Below are 958 nucleotides of genomic sequence, written 5' to 3'. Positions count from 1 at the left end.
TGTAATCCCCCCATTTATAACCGAAGTTAAAAGTAGAGAGTTAAGCCGCGTCCAGTAAATACCTTGGCGGTACGCGACCAATGGCTGTGTTTGGTCGTTCGTTATTGTATGTCCAAAGCCACTCTGTTGCCAGGTATTGGGCTTGTTCAATTGTTTCAAATAGATGCAGCGCTAGCCATTCGTGACGTACTGTTCGGTTAAATCGTTCAACGTAAGCATTTTGTGTCGGCTTACCGGGTTGGATATACATCAGGGTAATCTGGTGTTTATTCGCCCAGTCAATCAACACCTGGCTTACATATTCAGGACCATTATCACAGCGTAGGGCCGCCGGTTTACCACGCCATTCGATCACCTGCTCAAGTGAGCGAATCACTCGCTGGCTTGGCATTGAGAAGTCCACATCAATGCATAAGCCTTCGCGATTGTAGTCATCAATCACGTTAAACGTTCGGATGCCTCGACCATCCTGTAATGCGTCGGACATAAAATCCATTGACCAGACCTGGTTGATGGCCATCGGTACGCTGAGTGCATCAGGTTTATCGCGTTTAATCCGGCGCTTGGGCTTAATCCTTAAGTTAAGCTCTAACTCTCGGTAAATCCGATAGACACGTTTGTGGTTCCATTCAAACTGTTTCACATTGCGCAGGAAGTCAAAGCATAGGCCGAATCCCCAGCCTTTGTGTGTGGTGGTTAAGCGCAATAACCAGTCAGCAATAACGGCGTTTTCATTCGCTAACTTGGGTTGGTGGCGATAGCAGGTTTGGCTAATACCGAAAATATGGCACGCAAGACGAATGCTGATGCCTTTTTGTTCGACGACCTTCTGCGCCATCTCTTTGCGTAAAGATGGCTTTACCACTTTCCCTCAAGTGCCTCCTGACGTATCTGGGACTTTAGGCATTCTTCGGCATACATCTTTTTGAGCCGACGGTTTTCATCTTCGAGTTCTTTT

1 pseudogene is annotated in these 958 nt (G+C 47.1%); it reads right to left on the bottom strand.

The features are described 5' to 3' along the window. Positions 1–40: 40 nt before the first annotated feature. Positions 41–958, bottom strand: a pseudogene (locus tag CWE15_RS11925) (IS3 family transposase); the annotation flags it as partial.

Source organism: Aliidiomarina taiwanensis (genome assembly GCF_003987015.1).
GTDB lineage: Bacteria > Pseudomonadota > Gammaproteobacteria > Enterobacterales > Alteromonadaceae > Aliidiomarina > Aliidiomarina taiwanensis.
The sequence above is the reverse complement of the archived record's forward strand: the minus strand, read 5'-3'. Positions and strand labels throughout refer to the sequence as shown.